13 protein-coding genes are annotated in these 19,073 nt (G+C 57.1%); 8 read left to right on the forward strand and 5 right to left on the reverse strand.

The window, feature by feature from the left end; translation table 11 throughout:
* Window positions 1–42 precede the first annotated feature (42 nt).
* Window positions 43–1,173, reverse strand: coding sequence for a porin OmpC (gene ompC, locus QMZ29_RS18740; RefSeq protein WP_025303634.1), 1,131 nt, complete (start codon window positions 1,171–1,173; stop codon window positions 43–45).
* Between the two features lie 702 nt (window positions 1,174–1,875).
* Here ompC and QMZ29_RS18745 point away from each other — a divergent pair.
* Genes QMZ29_RS18745 through rcsB form a run of 4 tightly spaced genes read left to right on the forward strand, consistent with a single transcriptional unit; the run spans window position 1,876 to window position 6,858 of the window.
* A complete protein-coding gene (locus QMZ29_RS18745) occupies window positions 1,876–2,283 on the forward strand; it encodes a DUF4186 domain-containing protein (RefSeq protein ID WP_062826730.1) in 408 nt (135 codons plus the stop codon).
* 54 nt (window positions 2,284–2,337) lie between these two features.
* Window positions 2,338–3,492 carry an MFS transporter gene (locus tag QMZ29_RS18750; protein WP_049294881.1) on the forward strand — a complete coding sequence of 385 codons (1,155 nt, stop codon included), beginning with the start codon at window positions 2,338–2,340 and terminating at the stop codon, window positions 3,490–3,492.
* A gap of 20 nt (window positions 3,493–3,512) precedes the next feature.
* Window positions 3,513–6,215 carry a phosphotransferase RcsD gene (gene rcsD / locus QMZ29_RS18755; protein WP_049207299.1) on the forward strand — a complete coding sequence of 901 codons (2,703 nt, stop codon included), beginning with the start codon at window positions 3,513–3,515 and terminating at the stop codon, window positions 6,213–6,215.
* A complete protein-coding gene (rcsB, locus tag QMZ29_RS18760) occupies window positions 6,208–6,858 on the forward strand; it encodes a response regulator transcription factor RcsB (RefSeq protein ID WP_004935900.1) in 651 nt (216 codons plus the stop codon). Before rcsD ends, rcsB begins: the two co-directional genes overlap by 8 nt.
* A gap of 61 nt (window positions 6,859–6,919) precedes the next feature.
* Here rcsB and rcsC read toward each other — a convergent pair whose 3' ends face one another.
* On the reverse strand, window positions 6,920–9,781 hold the full coding sequence (gene rcsC, locus QMZ29_RS18765) for a two-component system sensor histidine kinase RcsC (RefSeq protein WP_261426195.1): 2,862 nt from the start codon (window positions 9,779–9,781) through the stop codon (window positions 6,920–6,922).
* 167 nt (window positions 9,782–9,948) lie between these two features.
* Window positions 9,949–12,591 (reverse strand): DNA topoisomerase (ATP-hydrolyzing) subunit A, encoded by a 2,643-nt coding sequence (gene gyrA / locus QMZ29_RS18770; RefSeq protein ID WP_025303639.1) that lies wholly within the window; start codon window positions 12,589–12,591, stop codon window positions 9,949–9,951.
* Window positions 12,592–12,803: 212 nt separating this feature from the next.
* Between gyrA and ubiG the strand changes: the two genes are divergently transcribed.
* The 4 genes from ubiG to yfaE all read left to right on the forward strand — a co-directional run bounded on the left by ubiG (window position 12,804) and on the right by yfaE (window position 17,718).
* Complete coding sequence (ubiG, locus tag QMZ29_RS18775) at window positions 12,804–13,529, forward strand: bifunctional 2-polyprenyl-6-hydroxyphenol methylase/3-demethylubiquinol 3-O-methyltransferase UbiG (RefSeq protein WP_025303640.1); 726 nt, start codon at window positions 12,804–12,806, stop codon at window positions 13,527–13,529.
* Between the two features lie 438 nt (window positions 13,530–13,967).
* The gene (gene nrdA / locus QMZ29_RS18780; RefSeq protein WP_025303641.1) at window positions 13,968–16,256 is read left to right on the forward strand and encodes a class 1a ribonucleoside-diphosphate reductase subunit alpha; all 2,289 of its coding nucleotides are present in this window, start codon (window positions 13,968–13,970) and stop codon (window positions 16,254–16,256) included.
* Between the two features lie 67 nt (window positions 16,257–16,323).
* On the forward strand, window positions 16,324–17,454 hold the full coding sequence (nrdB, locus tag QMZ29_RS18785) for a class Ia ribonucleoside-diphosphate reductase subunit beta (RefSeq protein WP_019453694.1): 1,131 nt from the start codon (window positions 16,324–16,326) through the stop codon (window positions 17,452–17,454).
* Between the two features lie 3 nt (window positions 17,455–17,457).
* Window positions 17,458–17,718 carry a class I ribonucleotide reductase maintenance protein YfaE gene (yfaE, locus tag QMZ29_RS18790; protein WP_025303642.1) on the forward strand — a complete coding sequence of 87 codons (261 nt, stop codon included), beginning with the start codon at window positions 17,458–17,460 and terminating at the stop codon, window positions 17,716–17,718.
* A 59-nt stretch (window positions 17,719–17,777) separates the two neighbouring features.
* Here the strand turns inward: yfaE and QMZ29_RS18795 are convergent, their stop codons facing one another.
* Together QMZ29_RS18795 and QMZ29_RS18800 are read right to left on the reverse strand one after the other, a co-directional pair.
* Window positions 17,778–17,930: a Hok/Gef family protein gene (locus QMZ29_RS18795; protein WP_004935921.1), complete on the reverse strand. Its 153-nt coding sequence runs from the start codon at window positions 17,928–17,930 to the stop codon at window positions 17,778–17,780.
* Between the two features lie 230 nt (window positions 17,931–18,160).
* On the reverse strand, window positions 18,161–18,982 hold the full coding sequence (locus QMZ29_RS18800; RefSeq protein ID WP_089196540.1) for an AraC family transcriptional regulator: 822 nt from the start codon (window positions 18,980–18,982) through the stop codon (window positions 18,161–18,163).
* Between the last annotated feature and the right edge of the window lie 91 nt (window positions 18,983–19,073).

Consider the following 19,073-nt stretch of genomic DNA (forward strand, 5'->3'; position numbering starts at 1 on the left):
ACGCGGCCCGAAGGCCGCGCGATGACGTTCACACTGAGGTGCTTAGAACTGGTAAACCAGGCCCACGGCAACCACGTTGTCGGTGTTGATACCGGCAGCGTCGGTGAAGTCGTTGTTGTCCACCAGGTTGATTTTGTAATCAACATAGGTGGACATGTTTTTGTTGAAGAAGTAGGTCGCACCCAGGTCGACGAATTTGACCAGATCTTGATCGCCGTAGTCCTTGCCGTTGCCGGCGCGGCCCAGGTCTTTACCTTTGGTCTGGTTATAACCCACGAACGGACGCAGACCGAAGTCGAACTGGTAGTGCGCGTAGGCTTCGAAGCTCTGCGCCTTGTTGGCGTAGCCATAAACGCTGCTGTCAGAACTACCGAAACGCGCCGCATTGTAGGACTGGGTGAACATCACCGCCAGGTAGACGTCGTTGGCGTCATATTTCAGACCGCCGGAGTACCCTTCGGCCTTGTCGCCGCGACCCATGATGTTCTGATGACCGTTACCGCCGTTCTGCTCGCTGGTACGACGCGAGTTGAAGAAGGCACCTGCGGCGCTGATGCCGTAGCCCATGTCATAGCTCATGGACATACCGTAGCCTTCGCCGTTTTGACCCAGAACGTCACGACCGTTGTTGGTCTCTTCGCCGTTGCCGTTTTTACCCTGGTACTGCAGGGCGAAGTTCAGGCCGTCAACCAGACCGAAGAAGTCGTTGTTACGGTAGGTCGCCAGGCCGCTGGAGCGCTGGAACATGAACTGGTCGGCGCCGTAGGTCATACCGTCGAACTCAGGCTGCAAGTCGGTATACGCCGCGACGTCGTACAGCACGCCGGTGTTACGGCCGTAGTCGAAGGAGCCATAGTCGCCGAATTTCAGACCGGCGAAGCCGTAACGGGTGAAGTTCTTGTTGTCCTGGCTTTCAGCGTGATTCAGGTTCGCCTGATATTCCCACTGGCCGTAACCGGTCAGCTGATCGCTGATTTGCGTTTCGCCGCGCAGGCCAAAACGCATATAAGACTGATCGCCGTCCACGCCGTTGTTGCTGGAGAAATAGTGAAGACCGTCGACTTTACCGTACAAATCCAGTTTATTACCGTCTTTGTTGTAGATTTCCGCCGCGCCTGCTGTGCCTGCAACCAGCAGTGCGGGTACCATCAGAGAGAGTACTCGAAGTTTCATCGTTATTATCCTCGTTAATTATGTCGAGCTACGGCCACTGCCCTTTTCGAGCATTATTAGCACGACTGTGCATTACCATTCTGGTAACAAGGGTTATATTAATCCAGAAAGAAAATGATACCAAGTATCCGATAGTGTTTCAGTGTAATTAATAAAGGTTTCCAAATGTAAATACGCGCGAACTTTCACAAAACATTACAGACAAACAAAATAAAGCACTTAAAGACAAAGAATAGATTAATTGATAAAAAATCATGTAGTTATACATATCTTTAAGAAAAAAAAGCCAACCATACAATTGAGCCAGACAATAAGCACATTGTGCCAAAACGCCGTCCGCACGCAGCCGCTATAATCACCTCGCTATCATCATTATTTTCATTATTACCTTCATTATCCGAGATCCGAGGATAATTTCTGCACTCCTTTAACCGGCTTCTGGCCGGTTTTTTATTTTTCTCCATACTCTCCTCACAATTCCGAATCGTACAAATAGCACGCAAATAAATAACTTAATGATATAGTTTCATTAATTTACTTTCGCACTAATTGCTAATCTTTTCCCTTATTTTAGTCTACAAATTGAAATTACTTTTCATTTCGTGCTTTATCCCACCGATTATTTCCCGCCACAGGCACAATTAGCCGCAGAGTTTCAATTCTGATAACCTGAAAAAAGTGCACCTCCAGCGAGTAAAATTCATGATGCCCTTTCAACCCGACGTGCTGTGGCGGCGGCTACAAACCTCCCCCTTCCGCGCTCGCTTCCGTTTAAATGCCAAAGACCAGACTTATCTCGACGGCAAGGGATTGCCGCTGATACTCAGCCATGCCCGCGATTTTATCGACCGCCGCCTGGCCGCCGCCCATCCTAAGAATGACGGCAAGCAAACACCGATGCGCGGCCACCCGGTGTTCGTCGCCCAGCATGCCACCGCTACCTGCTGCCGCAGCTGTCTGGAAAAGTGGCACGGCATACCGCAAGGCGTCGCACTGAACGAGCAGCAAAAGGAGTATATTGTCCAAGCTATCGCGCTGTGGCTGGTGCGCAGAGGCGGTGCCAGGGAGATGTCAGGCGCGAATATTTTCGATCCGGATCGCGGATTGTGATAAAAACTGTCAGTAACTTTCACCATTCTTTTGACCCAAGATCCTGACGCTTACATGACAGCTACCTTGTGCAATGAACAGCAAACGCCCGGCATTCCTCAACAGATCGCCACCCGTCTGGCCTTTTTCGTCGCCGGTCTCGGCATGGCCGCCTGGGCGCCGCTGGTCCCCTTCGCCAAAGCGCGCATCGGTATCGATGACGGTTCGCTCGGCCTGTTGCTGCTCTGTATCGGCGCCGGCTCCTTGTTGGCGATGCCGCTGACCGGTTTCCTGACCGGCAAACTGGGCTGCCGCGCGGTGATCCTGATGGCGGGTCTGGGATTGTGTATTGATCTGCCGCTGTTGGCACTGATGGATTCCCTCGGCGGCATGGCCGTAGCGCTGCTGCTATTCGGTGCGGCAATCGGCATGATCGACGTAGCGATGAACGTTCAGGCGGTGATCGTCGAACGCGCCAGCGGCAAGGCGATGATGTCCGGCTTTCACGGTTTCTTCAGCATCGGCGGCATTGCCGGCGCCGGCGGCGTCAGCGCGTTGCTGTGGTTGGGGCTGACACCGCTGCAATCCACCCTGCTCACCGTGCTGGCGGTGATAGTCCTGCTGGCGCTTGCCAGCCGCCATCTGCTGCGTGAGAGCGGCGCCGACGACGGCGGGCCGATGTTCGTCTTGCCGCGCGGTTGGGTGATGTTCATCGGCATTCTGTGCTTTATCATGTTTCTGGCGGAAGGATCGATGCTCGACTGGAGCGCGCTGTTCCTCACCACGTTGCGCGGTGTCGAACACAGCCAGGCCGGTCTGGGCTATGCGCTGTTTTCCATCACCATGACGCTCGGCCGCCTCAATGGCGATCGGGTGGTGAACTCGCTGGGCCGCTACCGGGTGCTGCTGCTGGGCAGCCTGTGTGCCGCTTTCGGCCTGGGTCTGGCCATCGCCTTCAATCACGCCACCGTTTCGCTGGCCGGTTTCATGTTGGTCGGCCTGGGCGCCTCGAACGTCGTGCCGATCCTGTTCAGCGCCGCAGGCAACCAGCGCGACATGCCGGCCAATTTGGCGATCGCTTCCGTCACCACCGTCGGCTATGCCGGTATTCTGGCCGGCCCGGCGCTGATCGGCTTCATCGCTCAGTTTTCCAACCTGACGGTGGCCTTCGCCTGCGTAGCCGCTCTGCTGTTGGCGGTGACCGCCAGCGCCAGGGCCGTCACTCGCTGATTCAGGAATGCGCAGCCACTATGCAAAATAAACAACTGACCATCAGCTCCAGCAACATTACCCGCTGCTTCCTGCTGTTTATCGTGCTGCTGACGATCGGCATCGGTCTGTATGGCTACAACTACACCAATGCCTGGCTGGCGGAAAAGAAATACACGCTCAATAGCATCGCCGGTTCGCTGCAAAAGCGTATCGATACCTACCGCTATATGACCTATCAGGTCTATGACAAATTCGGCAATGCGCCGGCGCAGAATGTCGATCCCGGTTTGCAGGAAACCCGCCTGCGGCCCGACGTCTATTATGTCGAGAAACCGCACAAGAAAACCGACGCGGTGATCTTCGGCAGCCATGACGAGAACACGCTGGCGATGATCGCCAACATCTCGGACTACCTGGATACCCGCTGGGGCGCCAAGACCGAGAACTACGCCATGTATTACCTCAATGGTCAGGACAACAGCCTCAGCCTGATCACTACCCAGCCGCTCAAAGAGCTGGCTTCGCGCTTTCGGGAAAGCTACCTGACCACCTCGGCGGACGAACGCCGCGCCGAGATGCTGCAGCAGGCCAATATGCTCGACGAACGCGAGAGCTTTTCCGATCTGCGCAAGCAACGCTTCCAGAACGCCTATTCGTTTTCGATTCGCACCACCTTTAATCAGCCGGGGCATCTGGCGACGGTGATCGCCTTTGATTTGCCGATCAACGACATCATTCCGGCCAATCTGGCCCGCGCCAATTTCCTGCTGCTGCCGGATGATGTCGATCTCGACGACAGCACCATCCCGTCGGAAACCGTCCTCGGTACCCATGCAACGATGAGCGGGGGCTGGGTGGAGTTCAGCGCCGCCCTGCCCAATGCGCCGCTGAAGGTGGTGTATCGCGTTTCGGCTATCAATCTGGCCATCGATCTGCTGCGCAACAACATCTGGCTGATCGCAGTCAACTTGCTGCTGCTGGCGCTGTCGATGCTGAGCATCTACTTTATCCGCCGCCAGTACATTCGCCCGAGCGAAAACATGGCAGTGGAACTGGAGGCCGAGCGCGCGCTGAATCGGGAGATCGTCTCCAGCCTGCCCTCCGGCCTGCTGGTCTACAGCTTCGCCAACAATACGGTGATCGCCAGCAACAAAATCGCCGAGCACCTGCTGCCGCATCTCAGCCTGCAAAAGATCGCCCATATGGCCGAACAGCATCACGGAGTGATCCAGGCGACGGTCAACAACGAGGTGTATGAAATTCGCATTTTCCGCAGCCAGCTCTCACCGGACACCTACCTGTTCCTGATGAACGATCAGGATAAAGAGGTGATGGTGAACAAGCGGCTACAGCAGGCGCGGCGCGAATACGACAAAAACGTTCAGGCGCGCAAACTGATGCTGCACAATCTGGGCATCGAGCTGAATCAGCCGGTACGTCAGATGCACGATCTGGTCGACCGCCTGCACAACCGGCCGGATGAGGAACAACAGCAGGCGCTGCTGGGCCAACTGACGACGGCGTCGGCTTCGGTACTGGAGTTGATCGATAACATCACCCTCCTGACCCGGCTGGAAACCCAGGACTGGCAACCCACACGCGAGCCGTTCAACCCAACGGCGCTGATCGACGAGTTACTGCTGGAGGCCCTGCCTGCCCTCAATCAAAAGGGGCTGGCGCTGTTCAAGCATTTCCAGCTGGACGTCGAGCAGAACTATATCGGCGACGCCAACGCGCTGCGCAAGGTGATCTCGCTGCTGGTGCATTACGCCATTATCACTACCGCCTGCGGCAAGATTTCTCTGGTCATCGACCATGAGCCCGAGCACCCTGACCGCCTGATTTTCCAAATCAACGACACCGGCTCCGGCATCTCCAACGAAGAGATCAGCAACCTCAACTATCCGTTCCTCAGCCAGACGCTGGTGGACCGCTTCAACCACGGTTCCGGCCTCACCTTCTTCCTGTGCAATCAGCTGTGCAAGAAGCTTAACGGCCAGTTGGACATTCGCAGCAAGGTGGATATCGGCACTCGCTACACCATTCGCGTCGCCATGGAGATGGAGAAAAAAGAACCGCAGGAGCAGGAAAAGCTGCTCGACGGCGTCACCGCCCTGCTGGACGTCACGTCGGATGAAGTGCGCGGCATCGTGACCCGCCTGTTGCAGGCCTACGGCGCCGACTGTCTCGTCGCCGAAGATCGCGCGGTCAATCGCGATTATGACGTGCTGCTGACGGATAACCCGCAGCGGGCCGATGACTACACCCTGCTGCTGGCGACCGATGAGCCGGGTTGGCAAGCGCTGGATAAACGCTACATTCGGGTGAACTACAACCTGAACGGCGCATTAATCGACGCCGTGCTGATGCTGATCGAACAGCAAATGGCCGCGCTGGAACAGGAAGAAAGCCCGCTTTCATTGAGTTCAGAAGATATCCAACTCTATGAAAAACAATTGAAATCAAGTGATTACTATGGGCTGTTTGTCGATACAGTACCCGACGATGTCAAAAAACTGTATACTGAGGCGGGCAGCAGTGATTTCAATGCGCTGTCACAAACCGCACACCGCCTGAAAGGCGTGTTTGCCATGTTAAATCTGCTTCCCGGCAAGCAGCTGTGCGAATCGTTAGAACAGCGCATCGCAGAAGGTGATGCGCCCGAGATCGAGAATAACATCAGTCAGATTGATTTTTTCGTCAGCAGACTGCTGAAGCAAGGTAGCCAACAACATGAATAACCTGAACGTAATTATTGCTGATGACCATCCTATCGTACTGTTTGGCATCCGGAAGTCACTTGAGCAAATTGAATGGGTGAATGTCGTTGGGGAGTTCGAAGACTCAACCGCACTGATCAACAATCTGTCCAAGCTGGACGCCAACGTGCTGATCACCGATCTGTCAATGCCGGGTGACAAGTATGGCGACGGCATCACGCTGATTAAGTACATCAAGCGTCACTATCCGCAGTTGTCGATCATCGTGCTGACCATGAACAACAACCCGGCGATCCTGAGCGCGGTATTGGATCTGGATATCGAAGGCATCGTGCTGAAACAAGGCGCGCCGACCGATCTGCCGAAGGCGCTGGCCGCCCTGCAGAAAGGCAAGAAGTTCACGCCGGAAAGCGTCTCTAAACTGCTGGAAAAAATCAGCGCCAGCGGCTATGGCGACAAACGCCTGTCGCCGAAAGAAAGCGAAGTGCTGCGTCTGTTCGCCGAAGGTTTCCTGGTGACCGAAATCGCTAAGAAGCTCAACCGCAGCATCAAAACCATCAGCAGCCAGAAAAAATCGGCAATGATGAAGCTGGGCGTCGAGAACGACATCGCCCTGCTCAACTATCTCTCGTCCGTCAGCATGACGCCGTTGGACAAAGACTAAAGCCCGCCTCACGGCAGGTGAAAAACAAACAGGCACGGCATCCGCCGTGCCTGTTTGTTTTTCAAGCCTCGCTGCGGCTGTAGCGCACCTGTTGACTGTAGTAAGCCAGCGTCTGTTCCAGCGTCTCCAGCGTAACCGGTTTCGACAGGCAATTATCCATGCCCGCCTCGAGACAGCGCTGCTTCTCTTCCGCCAGCGCGTTCGCCGTCACGCCGATTACCGGTGCGCTGAACTGCATCTGTCGCAGTTCCTGCGTCAGGCGATAACCGTCCATGTTCGGCATATTGACGTCGGTCAGCACAATATCGACGTGATGCTGTTTCAGTACGCCGAGCGCGTCGACGCCGTCGTTGGCGGTCACCACCTGATACCCCAGCGACCCCAGCTGATCGGACAACAGGCGACGGTTGATCGGATGATCGTCGACCACCAGCAGATGAATATCGCCGTTGTCCGCCGCGCTGGCCTTGGCGGGCACCGGCAGCTGCACCAGCCCCTCTGCCGCGCCGCCGCCGACGCCAAACAACCGGTTGAGCAAGGTCAACGTTTCACGCGGCGTGGAGGTGCTGTGCATCCAATAGCCTGGCCGGGTTTCCTGCGACGGGCCGATATGCTCGGTGGAGAATTGGATCTGAGCCAGCAGCGGCGTGTCCAGCATCAGCGGGTAATCGCTGAGCAGCACCTCACCGGCAGCGGTCTCCTGCCCGTCATAGCGTTGGATATCGGCGCCGTAACCGCCCAGGATCGCCATCAGGTAGCTTTCCAGCCGCTGATTGCGGATATCCAGCCACAGCCGCCGGCCCTGCCAGGTATCGCTGGCCTGCGGGATCGGGAACTGGGCGTTGAACAGCGGAATGCGAATGCTGAACAAGCTGCCCAACCCCGGTTCGGACTCGACAGAGACATCGCCGTCCATCAGGTTGACCAATTTTTCGCAGATCGCCAGCCCCAAACCGGTTCCCTGGAAGTGGCGCTGAACACCGGTCCCCACCTGGAAGAACGGGTCGAACAGGCGCGAGACCTCTTTCTCCGGAATACCGACGCCGGTATCGCGCACGCTGAACTCCAGGTAGCTGCCGCGGGTGCAGACCTGCAGCACGATACAGCCGGTATCGGTGAACTTGATGGCGTTGTTCACCAAATTGGAGAGCACCTGCTGTAACCGCACCGGATCGCCGAAGATGCGCTCCGGCACGTTCTGTTCGATAAAGCAGTACAGCCCCAGACGTTTCTTGACCACCAGCGGCAAATAGTTGCCGGCGATATGGGTGATCACCTCCAGGCAGGAGAACTCGCGCGGTTCGATCTTCAGCTGCTCGGACTCGATTTTGGAGAAGTCGAGAATATCGCTGATGATTTTCAGCAGCAGGCCGGAAGAGTTGTTCATCGCATTGACCAGCCGATCGACCCCTTGCGGCAACGCCTTGGTTTGCAGCAGATCGAGGTTGCCGATAATGCCGTACAGCGGCGTGCGCAGCTCATGGCTGACGGTAGCCAGGAACATCGATTTGGACTGGCTGGCCTGCTCCGCCGCCGCCGCCATCTCCTGCAACGACTCTTCCATCTTCACGCGCGCGCTGACGTCCACCAGCACGCAAATCGCCACCTCTTCGTTACGGTAGCGCGAGTGAACAAAGCTGATCTGCAGGTTGTTGTTGTTGCTGGTCATCACATCGACGAAATTCGCCTGCTGTTCGCAAATGATGCGCGTAATGCGATCGCGATCTTCGTGGGTCAACAGGTTGATGTAGTTATGCGCCAGTTCGTTACTCAGGATATTGGTACCGTCGCTGATGCGCAGGATACAGATACCCACCGGCGCCGAGGCGACGATCTTGCGGTTGAACTGCTCGTGCTCTTCCAGGCGAAACGCGTTGTCCTCCGCCGGCAGGAACATCTTGCGCTCAAACAGCCACGCCAGCGTGAACAGCACGATGGCTGACAACAGGTTCAGCAACAGCGCGTTGAGGATCAGCATTTTGAAGCGTTCCACCACGCTTTTCACCGGCAGTGCATAGACGATGCTCAGCGAAGAAGGTGGCAGCGCTTTCTTCAGAATCAGGTCGCGGTAATTGTCGACATAGCCGAAGTACGCGTGCTCTACGGGATAGCTGTTAAGTGAGGCGGCATAACGATCGCCGTCCGCCAGACGCAGCACCGGCTCGTTGTTCTCATCCAGCAGCGTGACGCCGATCGGCAGGTTGCCGGCGGTAACGAAATCCTCCAACCGAACGGTTTGTTCGATGCCCAACAACGCCTCCAGCTTGTTGCCGATATAGATCGGCGTCAGTACATACAGATAACCGACGTCCGGCCGCTGCGCGCTGGGGCTGATCCAATACAGGTTGTTGTCTTTGTCCTGATTCTTGGCGTTGCGGTATTTCAGAATGCGCTCGTGCAGTGACTTCAGCACATTTTCCCGATTGGCACTCGCATTGCCGCCGCCGAATTCTGCCATACACAGGCTGTCGCCGCCGATGAAGAACACCCGGTTGAGATCGTAGGCCGCTACGAAGTTCTCTTTCCAATACTGGATCAGGCCGCTCAGTGAATCGAGCGAACTGCGGTAGGTGGTGCTCAGCGCACAGTTGGACTCCGGGTACAGCGGAAAGAATTGCGGCGGGCTGCCCTTGCCGGGAAACACGCCGCTGAACATGTCCAGGCTGCTGACTGACCCGTTGAGGCGGTTCTCCGCCATATACTTGATGTCGCGGATGATGTCGGCGGAATGGCGGATATAGCCCTGTACCTGGTCGAAATTGAGGTTGTACTCCTGCCGGATGTCCGATTCTTTCTGATGCAGGATATTCAGAATATAAAAGGTGGTGAGCAGCGCTCCCAACGACCACAGCAAAATCGCCAGCACCCGGAACAGATAGCGGGATATCTTCAGCGTAGTTCGAAAAGAGGCTAAGTATTTCAATCGGATACCATACGAAAGTCAGTGGCGGCGCACGCTATCGCCGGCACGGCGGCCGGCGGCTCGGTGCGCCAATTAAACCATATAACTGAAAAAGGGCCTAGCATCGCTGCCAGGCCCTTTTGTCTCAGTGCATTACGGTGTCGGCATGCCGACGCCCTCACCTTGCTTTAAACGTTGTCGTCGTCCATCGGCTCAGCCGCGTCGTCGCCATCGTCCAGCGGCGTGGTGTCTTCTTCCACCGCTTCCGCGCCCGGTTCCAGGCTATCCAGCTCTTCGTCTTCCACCGGTTCGGCCACGCGCTGCAGACCGACGACGTTTTCGTCTTCCGCCGTGCGGATCAGCGTCACGCCCTGGGTGTTACGGCCCACCACGCTGACTTCCGAAACGCGGGTGCGCACCAGCGTGCCTGCATCGGTGATCATCATGATCTGGTCGCTGGTTTCCACCTGCACGGCGCCAACCACCTGGCCATTACGCTCGCTCACCTTGATGGAGATAACCCCCTGGGTGGCACGTGACTTGGTCGGATACTCGGTCACGGCGGTACGTTTACCGAAGCCGTTTTGCGTGACGGTCAGAATGTCGCCTTCGCCGCGCGGCACGATCAGTGAGATCACGCTGTCGCCTTCGCCGAGGTTGATGCCACGTACGCCGGTCGCGGTACGGCCCATCGAACGCACCTGCGCTTCCGGGAAGCGCACCACTTTACCGTTGGCGGAGAACAGCATCACTTCGTTGCTGCCGTCGGTCAGATCGACACCAATCAGCTCGTCGCCCTCGTTGAGGTTGACGGCGATGATGCCGGCGCTGCGCGGACGGCTGAACTCGGTCAGCGCGGTTTTCTTCACGGTACCGCTGGCGGTGGCCATGAACACGTGGCGCCCTTCTTCATACTCGCGTACCGGCAGGATGGCGGTGATACGCTCATCGGCTTCCAGCGGCAGCAGGTTGACGATTGGACGACCGCGCGCGCCACGGCTGGCTTCAGGCAGTTGGTACACCTTCATCCAGTACAGGCGGCCACGGCTGGAGAAGCACAGGATCGTATCGTGGGTGTTGGCCACCAGCAGGCGATCGATAAAGTCTTCTTCTTTAATACGCGCGGCGGACTTGCCTTTGCCGCCGCGGCGCTGGGCTTCATAGTCGGACAGCGGCTGATACTTCACGTAGCCCTGGTGAGACAGGGTCACCACCACGTCTTCCTGGTTGATCAGGTCTTCGATGTTGATGTCGGAAGTATTGGCGGTGATCTCGGTGCGACGGCCGTCGTTGTACAGCTCTTTGACCGCCACCAGCTCTTCGCGGATCACTTCCATCAGGCGCTCTGGGCTTTCCAGAATAAAGATCAGCTCGGCGATGAAGTTGAGCAGCTCTTTATATTCTTCCAGCAGCTTTTCGTGCTCCAGGCCGGTCAGTTTCTGCAGACGCAGATCCAGAATCGCCTGAGCCTGCTGCTCGGTCAGGTAGTACTTGCCGTCGCGGATGCCGAACTCCGGCTCCAGCCACTCAGGGCGGGCGGCGTCGTCACCGGCGCGTTCCAACATGGCGCTGACGTTGCCCAGATCCCACGGCTGAGCTACCAGTGCGACTTTCGCTTCCGCCGGGGTCGGCGCACGGCGAATCAGCTCGATGATCGGATCGATGTTGGCGAGCGCGATAGCCAGCGCTTCCAGGATATGGGCGCGATCGCGGGCTTTGCGCAGTTCGAAGATGGTGCGACGGGTGACCACTTCGCGGCGGTGGCGCACGAAGGCTTCGAGGATGTCTTTCAGGTTCAGCAGCTTAGGCTGCCCCTGATGCAGCGCAACCATGTTGATGCCGAAGGTGACCTGCAGTTGCGTCAGCGCATACAGGTTATTCAGCACCACTTCGCCGACCGCGTCGCGTTTGACTTCGATGACGATACGCATGCCGTCTTTATCGGACTCGTCACGCAGCGCGCTGATGCCTTCCACGCGTTTTTCTTTGACCAGCTCGGCGATCTTCTCGATCAGACGCGCCTTGTTCACCTGATACGGGATCTCGTGAACGATGATGGTTTCGCGCCCGGTCTTGGCGTCGGCTTCCACTTCCGCGCGCGCGCGCAGGTAGATTTTGCCGCGCCCGGTGCGGTAGGCCTCTTCAATACCGCGGCGGCCGTTGATGATCGCCGCCGTCGGGAAGTCTGGCCCCGGAATGTGTTCCATCAGCCCTTCAATGCTGATGTTTTCATCGTCGATATAGGCCAGGCAGCCGTTGACGACTTCCGCCAGGTTGTGCGGCGGGATATTGGTGGCCATGCCCACGGCGATGCCCGATGAGCCGTTGACCAGCAGGTTCGGGATCTTGGTCGGCATGACGGCCGGGATCTGCTCGGTGCCATCATAGTTAGGCACGAAGTCGACGGTTTCTTTTTCCAGATCCGCCAACAGTTCGTGAGCAATTTTGGACATGCGCACTTCGGTATAACGCATCGCCGCGGCGGAGTCGCCGTCGACGGAACCGAAGTTACCCTGACCGTCCACCAGCATGTAGCGCAGTGAAAACGGCTGAGCCATACGCACGATAGTGTCGTAAACCGCGCTGTCACCGTGCGGGTGATATTTACCGATCACGTCCCCGACGACACGGGCCGATTTCTTGTATGGTTTATTCCAGTCGTTACCCAATACGCTCATCGCGTACAGAACGCGGCGGTGAACCGGCTTCAGTCCATCACGAACATCTGGCAGCGCACGTCCGACAATAACGGACATCGCATAGTCCAGATACGAGTTTTTCAACTCGTCTTCGATGTTTACCGGTGTGATTTCTCTGGCAAGGTCGCTCATGGAGCTGCTATCCCTCTACTAATGATTCATCTGCCCGCTGCCATAGTGGCAAAGGTGTAAAACTATATCACAAAGCACGCTTTACGGGAAAATAACCGCCGCTGTTTCACGGAAATTGTGCAGATAAGTGCGCTAAAAACGCATCGGCGCAGACGATGCCGCGCCGGAACATGTATAATCCGCGCAACGAGAACAAGGAGCCAGACCAGCCCATGAACGCAGAATCATCCAGCCGAGTGCAAAACGTTGACCACCAGGAAATCGCCAAGTTCGAGGCTGTCGCCTCCCGCTGGTGGGATCTGGAAGGCGAGTTCAAACCGCTGCACCGCATCAACCCGCTGCGCCTGAACTACATCATGCAGCGCGCCGGCGGCATCTTTGACAAGCAGGTGCTCGACGTGGGCTGCGGCGGGGGCATTCTGGCGGAAAGCATGGCGCGCGAAGGCGCCAAAGTGACCGGCCTGGACATGGGCGCAGAGCCGCTGCAGGTCGCCCGGCTGCACGCGTTGGAAAGCGGCATGGACGTCACCTATGTGCAGGAAACCGTAGAAAGCCACGCTCAGGCCAATCCGCAGCGCTACGACGTGGTCACCTGTATGGAGATGCTGGAGCACGTGCCCGATCCGGCCTCGGTGGTGCGCGCCTGCGCCCATCTGGTGAAACCGGGCGGTCACGTGTTCTTTTCCACTATTAACCGCAATACCAAAGCCTGGCTGATGGCGGTGATCGGCGCCGAGTACGTACTGAAGATGGTGCCGCAGGGCACCCACGATCATAAGAAGTTTATTCGCCCGTCCGAACTGATCGGCTGGGTCGACGGCACGCCGCTGCGCGAAAAGCACATGATCGGCCTGCATTACAACCCGATCACCGATCATTTCAAGCTTGGGCGCAACGTTGACGTGAACTACATGGTGCACACCCAGCACGAAGGTTAAGCACGGTAAACCGCGCCGGCCCTGCATTACCGGGGGGCGGCGCCAACGCGGTATTAGGAAAAATACCTAATTTCCGCGACTTCGATCAAAATAGCGGTTGTAGACAGTTTTTTAGAATATTAAATCAGATCAATATGCCGTTTTTTTCTAACGTTTAATAAAGCGCCAAACGATCGGTTTTTTCAGTTTTTCAGTAAAATCTGATCGTGCTTATTGACAAGCTTGTCGCGCCAGTCACGGCGCGCACTGCGAACGGCAAGTGGCATTTCACCCCCAAGTTATCCACAAATTAGGCCGGTTTTGTTCACTTGCAAACGCCGTTTTTTCTCACTATCTTGTTACCTCACCGACATACAACCCCTATATATAGTGTTTACATACTGAGCAGAGCGACTACACTTCTGCTTAGGGGCACCATACGGACAGGTAAAACACCACATGAACCAAAGTCTGCTTGTAACTAAACGCGATGGCCGTAAAGAGCGCATCAATCTCGACAAAATCCACCGGGTCATCGATTGGGCCGCTGAGGGATTACACAACGTCTCGGTTTCTCAAGTAGAGTTGCGTTCACACATTCAGTTTTATGACGGCATCAAAACCGCCGACATTCACGAAACCATCATCAAGGCCGCAGCTGACCTGATCTCCCGCGATGCGCCGGACTATCAGTACCTGGCCGCTCGCCTGGCGATCTTCCACCTGCGTAAAAAGGCTTACGGCCAGTTTGAGCCACCGAAGCTGCACGCCCACGTCACTCGCATGGTCGAGATGGGCAAATACGATAAGCATCTGCTGGAAGACTACAGCGCTGAAGAGTTCGAGCAGATGGATTCCTTTATCGATCATTGGCGCGACATGAACTTCTCTTATGCCGCCGTCAAGCAGCTGGAAGGCAAATACCTGGTGCAGAACCGCGTCAGCGGCGAAATCTACGAAAGCGCCCAGTTCCTGTATTTGCTGGTGTCCGCGTGCCTGTTCTCCAACTACCCGCGTGAAACCCGTCTGGACTACGTCAAACGTTTCTACGATGCGATTTCCACCTTCAAGATTTCGCTGCCTACGCCGATCATGTCCGGCGTGCGCACCCCAACCCGCCAGTTCAGCTCCTGCGTGCTGATCGAGTGCGGCGACAGCCTGGACTCCATCAACGCCACCTCCAGCGCCATTGTGAAATACGTTTCGCAGCGCGCCGGCATCGGCATCAACGCCGGCCGCATCCGCGCGCTGGGCAGCCCGATCCGTGGCGGTGAAGCCTTCCATACTGGCTGCATTCCGTTCTACAAACACTTCCAGACCGCCGTCAAATCCTGCTCGCAGGGCGGCGTGCGCGGTGGCGCGGCAACGCTGTTCTACCCGATGTGGCACCTGGAAGTAGAAAGCCTGCTGGTGTTGAAAAACAACCGTGGCGTTGAAGGCAACCGCGTGCGTCACATGGACTACGGCGTGCAGTTGAACCGCCTGATGTACCAGCGTCTGATCAAGGGCGAAGACATCACCCTGTTCAGCCCGTCCGACGTGCCGGGGCTGTACGACGCGTTCTTCGCCGATCAGGACGAATTCGAGCGCCTGTACACCCAGTACGAGAAAGATGACAGCATTCGCCAGAAACGCGTGAAAGCGGTTGAGCTGTTCTCGCTGATGATGCAAGAACGTGCCTCTACCGGCCGTATCTACATCCAGAACGTCGACCACTGCAACACCCACAGCCCGTTCGATCCGCAGATCGCGCCGGTGCGTCAGTCCAACCTGTGCTTGGAAATCGCCCTGCCGACCAAGCCGCTGGAAGACGTCAACGATGAAAACGGCGAGATCGCGCTGTGTACCCTGTCCGCCTTCAACCTGGGCGCGATCGACAGCCTGGACGACCTGGAAGAGCTGGCGACCCTGGCGGTGCGTTCACTCGACGCTCTGCTGGATTATCAGGATTACCCGATCAAGGCTGCGCACCGTGGCGCGATGGGTCGCCGCACCCTGGGCATCGGCGTCATCAACTTCGCTTATTACCTGGCGAAGAACGGCGTACGCTATTCCGACGGCAGCGCCAACAACCTGACCCACAAAACGTTCGAAGCCATTCAGTACTACCTGCTGAAAGCCTCCAACCGTCTGGCTCAGGAACAAGGCGCTTGCCCGTGGTTCAACGAAACCACTTATTCGCAGGGTATCCTGCCGATCGACACCTACAAGAAAGACCTGGATGCGATCTGCAGCGAGCCGCTGCACTACGACTGGGAAACCCTGCGTAAAGAGATCCAGGAAACCGGCCTGCGCAACTCGACGCTGTCCGCCCTGATGCCATCGGAAACCTCTTCGCAGATTTCCAACGCCACCAACGGCATCGAGCCGCCGCGCGGCCACATCAGCATCAAGGCGTCGAAAGACGGCATCCTGCGCCAGGTGGTGCCGGAGTATGAGCGTCTGAAAGACAACTACGAGCTGCTGTGGGAAATGCCGAGCAACGACGGCTATCTGCAGCTGGTTGGGCTGATGCAGAAATTCATCGACCAGTCGATCTCGGCCAACACCAACTACGATCCGACCCGCTTCCCGGGCGGCAAGGTGCCGATGAAGCAGCTGTTGAAAGACCTGCTCACCACCTACAAGTTCGGCGTGAAAACGCTGTACTACCAAAACACCCGCGACGGTGCGGAAGACGCCCAGGAAGATTTGCAGCCTGCCAAGGCCGGCGATGACGACTGCGAAAGCGGCGCCTGCAAGATCTAAAGTTTGACCTAGCGGGCCGGAATTTTCCGGCCCCTTCATTTAGCCACGTTACGATGGATTCAGGCTTATGGCTTACACCACTTTTTCTCAGACCAAAAACGACCAGCTGCAAGAGCCGATGTTCTTCGGCCAGTCGGTAAACGTTGCGCGTTTCGACCAGCAAAAGCATGAAATCTTCGAAAAGCTGATCGAAAAACAGCTCTCCTTCTTCTGGCGCCCGGAAGAAGTTGACGTTTCCCGCGACCGTATCGATTACCAGGCGCTGCCGGAGCACGAGAAGCACATCTTCATCAGCAACCTGAAATATCAGACGCTGTTGGACTCCATCCAGGGCCGCAGCCCGAACGTCGCCCTGCTGCCGCTGATCTCGATCCCTGAGTTGGAAACCTGGGTGGAAACCTGGTCGTTCTCCGAGACCATCCACTCCCGTTCCTACACTCACATCATCCGCAACATCGTCAACGATCCGGCGTTAGTGTTCGACGACATCGTCACCAATGAAGAGATCAAGAAGCGCGCGAAAGACATTTCCGGCTACTACGACGATCTGATCGAGATGACCAGCTACTATCACCTGCTGGGTGAAGGCACCCACCAGGTGAACGGTAAAACCGTCACCGTCAATCTGCGCGCGCTGAAGAAGCAGCTGTACCTGTGCCTGATGAGCGTGAACGCGCTGGAAGCGATCCGCTTCTACGTCAGCTTTGCCTGCTCCTTCGCGTTCGCCGAGCGCGAACTGATGGAAGGCAACGCCAAGATTATCAAGCTGATCGCCCGCGACGAAGCGCTGCACCTGACCGGCACCCAGCACATGCTGAACCTGATGCGTTCCGGCGCCGACGATCCGGAAATGGCGGAGATCGCCGAGGAATGTCAACAGCAGTGCTACGATCTGTTCGTGCTGGCCGCCCAGCAGGAGAAAGAGTGGGCGGAATACCTGTTCCGCGACGGCTCGATGATTGGCCTGAACAAAGACATCCTGTGCCAGTATGTGGAATACATCACCAATATCCGCATGCAGGCGGTCGGCCTTGGTCTGCCGTTCGAAACCCGCTCCAACCCGATCCCATGGATCAATGCCTGGTTGGTGTCCGACAACGTGCAGGTAGCGCCGCAGGAAGTGGAAGTGAGCTCCTACCTGGTTGGCCAGATCGACTCGGAGATCAACGCCGACGACCTGAGCGACTTCGAACTGTAAGCGATGGCGACGCCAATCGTAACGCTGCGCGCCGCCGGCACGCAGCTCTCCTGCCCCAACAGTGAAAACTGTCTGCTCGACGTGCTGGAACTGCACGACGTGCAGGTGGAGTATCAGTGCCGATCCGGCTATTGCGGTGCCTGCCGCCTGAAGCTGGTGAAAGGTGAAGTGACCTACCGCCAGCAGCCGCTGGCGTTTATCAACGCCGGCGAGATCCTGCCCTGCTGCTGCATGCCGCTGACGGATATCGAGCTGGAAATGTAAAGTCGGGTGCCGGAAACCGCGCCTGGAGACCAGAAGGCGGGGTTGCCCCCGCCCTATGATTACCGCTTCACCTCACACGCCAACCTGATCAGGATAGTGATATTTTCCTGGTAGATTTTCAGCTCGCACAGCGAGTCTCTTATCATCCAGATAAATAACAAAACCGTAATACATACAACTGTTAGCGAGTGAAACACATGCCTTAAGCGCATGCTTGCCTCCTTGCTGTGAAGGGGCTACCATAACGGTGTCTAGGCGTTAGGGCAGCCCCATTCTGATTGAGAGTCAGTTTGGGGCTTTCATCTATCCGCCTTGTCACACAATGCCCAAGACGAACAGTCTCAAGCACCCGTCAAGAGAGTAACAGCATTCTCTCGCCGCGAATATCCCCTATAACCTTATGATTAATTAGGGATATATAACTATCCTCAAAGTATTTCGCTTAGCGCCCCTTTCCCGCCGATGCGGAAAAATAACGTGCCGGAGAATCGCCAAAGGCTTTGCGAAACATGGCGATAAAATTACTCGGCGAGGCATACCCCAGCGTTTCCGCGATCTGCAGCACCGTCTCGCCTTCGGCCAGCTTCGCTAACGCATACGACAACCGGGCCTGCTGGCGCCACTGTGCAAAACTCAACCCCGTCTCGCCGATCATCAGCCGCCGCAGGGTACGCGGCGACATCGCCCCCCATTCAGCCCACGCCTCCAGCGAACGCTCGCTCCCCGGCTGCGCCAGCAAGGCCTGCAGAACGCCGGCCAGGCGCGGATGGGACGACATCGGCAAATGCAGTGGTTCCGTCGGCGCCAAACGTATCTCGTCCCGCATCACCTGCGCCATGCGATCCTGCTCCAGGGTGAGTGCGCTGCGCTTGTCCCAGCCTTCTGCTCGCTGAGCCAGCGCCTGCAGCACGGCGCTAATGCCGATGACGCAGGGTACATTCGACAGATCGTGGCAGGCCTCCGGCGCCAGCAGCAAACTCCAGCCGCTCAGTGCGCCGCAGACCTGCACCCGGTGCTCCGTCGCCGGCGGGATCCAACCCGCCCGCTGAGGCGGAAGCACCCAATCGCCCTGCGCCGTGCGTACATGCAGCAAACCGCTTTCGATGCACAGCAACTGCCCGCGCACATGCTGATGCCAGTCGTATTCGCGCGTGCCCAACCGATACTCCCGGCCTGCCGCGTCGCGGCCGCCAAGGGCGATCAGCCAGGGGCCCGCCCGCCATTCGCTGCAGTCAGCGTCAGTGAAGTGAGGGTTATCGTTCACATTGGCCACTTATCACTATTTTTAGTCCAGATACCGTTATATCAACCTTTTCCTGCGCCGACATAATGAAATGCTTCCGGCCGCTCCCGTT

It is taken from the genome of Serratia sp. PF-27 (genome assembly GCF_030053255.1).
Lineage (GTDB): Bacteria > Pseudomonadota > Gammaproteobacteria > Enterobacterales > Enterobacteriaceae > Serratia > Serratia bockelmannii.

What these genes read in the sequence shown, in the direction of transcription:
- ompC (WP_025303634.1), bottom strand. Translation starts at nt 1,173, where the DNA reads ATGAAACTTCGAGTACTCTCTCTGATGGTACCCGCACTGCTGGTTGCA.
- QMZ29_RS18745 (WP_062826730.1), top strand. Translation starts at nt 1,876, where the DNA reads ATGATGCCCTTTCAACCCGACGTGCTGTGGCGGCGGCTACAAACCTCC.
- QMZ29_RS18750 (WP_049294881.1), top strand. Translation starts at nt 2,338, where the DNA reads ATGACAGCTACCTTGTGCAATGAACAGCAAACGCCCGGCATTCCTCAA.
- rcsD (WP_049207299.1), top strand. Translation starts at nt 3,513, where the DNA reads ATGCAAAATAAACAACTGACCATCAGCTCCAGCAACATTACCCGCTGC.
- rcsB (WP_004935900.1), top strand. Translation starts at nt 6,208, where the DNA reads ATGAATAACCTGAACGTAATTATTGCTGATGACCATCCTATCGTACTG.
- gyrA (WP_025303639.1), bottom strand. Translation starts at nt 12,591, where the DNA reads ATGAGCGACCTTGCCAGAGAAATCACACCGGTAAACATCGAAGACGAG.
- ubiG (WP_025303640.1), top strand. Translation starts at nt 12,804, where the DNA reads ATGAACGCAGAATCATCCAGCCGAGTGCAAAACGTTGACCACCAGGAA.
- nrdA (WP_025303641.1), top strand. Translation starts at nt 13,968, where the DNA reads ATGAACCAAAGTCTGCTTGTAACTAAACGCGATGGCCGTAAAGAGCGC.
- nrdB (WP_019453694.1), top strand. Translation starts at nt 16,324, where the DNA reads ATGGCTTACACCACTTTTTCTCAGACCAAAAACGACCAGCTGCAAGAG.
- yfaE (WP_025303642.1), top strand. Translation starts at nt 17,458, where the DNA reads ATGGCGACGCCAATCGTAACGCTGCGCGCCGCCGGCACGCAGCTCTCC.
- QMZ29_RS18795 (WP_004935921.1), bottom strand. Translation starts at nt 17,930, where the DNA reads ATGCGCTTAAGGCATGTGTTTCACTCGCTAACAGTTGTATGTATTACG.